Annotated in this window: 1 protein-coding gene; it reads right to left on the bottom strand. The window is 63.3% G+C overall.

What is annotated here, in order from left to right; all coding sequences use genetic code 11:
* Positions 1–1,165 (bottom strand): helicase-related protein (locus tag V6C16_RS13830; protein WP_333543503.1); only part of this gene is annotated, 1,165 nt, incomplete at both ends.

The following is a 1,165-nucleotide window of genomic DNA, read 5'->3' as shown; positions in this document are numbered from 1 at the left end:
AGCAGGCCAGCGGTCCATGCCCGTGCTGCGCGCCCCACAGAAGCATGCGTCCGGCCCTTGGCTCAAGCGGCAGTGTAGCCATGCGCAGTCCGAGGTCCGTGAGGTTTCCGTCAGAGGTGAAGGCTCCCAGAAGCTCAAGGCATTGTCGGGCTGCGGCAAGGTGCGCCAAGGGCGGCGCATCAAGCCAGAGCATGGACGAAGGATCTGATGCTCCCCATGCCGCCAGTTGCAGCAAAAGTCCGGTAAGATCCGCATCCAGGATCTCCGGGCGGATATGGGGGCGCATGCCCGTTTCCTCTCCCCTGGCCCACAGGCGGCAACAAATGCCGGGTTCTGTCCGCCCGGCGCGGCCGGTGCGCTGATCCGCTCCTGCCAGAGAAACGCGCTCCGTTATCAGGCGGGAAAGGCCGCTGGCGGGGTCAAAACGCGAAAGGCGCGCAAGTCCGGCATCCACAACCATACGCACGCCTTCTATGGTCAGTGAGGTTTCGGCAATCGAGGTGGCTAGCACCACCTTGCGCTTGCCCTGCGGGGCCGGGGCAATGGCCTCATCCTGCTGCGTTGCGGAAAGGTTGCCGTGAAGCGTGTGCAGGCACACGTCGGGGGGGAGGCGTTCTTCCAACAATGCGGCTGTCTGGCGGATTTCACCTGTGCCGGGTAAAAACGCCAGCAGACTGCCGGGTTCTTTTTGCATCAGGGCAAGTATTACACCGGCCATGTGCTGCCACAGGGCGGAAGCGCCGCCCGCCGAAGGTGAAAGCCTCCCTGCCTGAAGTGTGAGGGGCAGGTGACGCACATCAACCGGAAAGCAGCGTCCCGGGCTGTGGATGATGGGGCATTGTCCCATCAGGCCGGATACAGCCTGAACGTCCAGTGTGGCAGACATGACCACAAGGCGCAGGTCAGGCCTGAGAACGGTCTGGCTTTCCAGACAGAGCGCCAGCCCCATATCGGCGGTAAGCGACCGCTCGTGAAATTCGTCAAAGATGACGCAGGCCGTGCCGGGCAGATCCGGCTGCTCTTGCAGCATGCGGGTGAGCACCCCTTCGGTGACCACCTCAATGCGCGTGTGCGGGCCGGTGCGGTTTTCGTCGCGCATACGCAAGCCCACAGTGTGTCCCACCTTTTCACCCAGCAGGGCAGCCATGTACCTGGAAAGGGAGAG

Origin of the sequence: Desulfovibrio sp. 1188_IL3213 (assembly GCF_036763145.1) — a bacterium.
Taxonomy (GTDB): Bacteria; Desulfobacterota; Desulfovibrionia; order Desulfovibrionales; family Desulfovibrionaceae; genus Desulfovibrio.
This window is presented reverse-complemented; position numbering and strand designations above follow the sequence as displayed.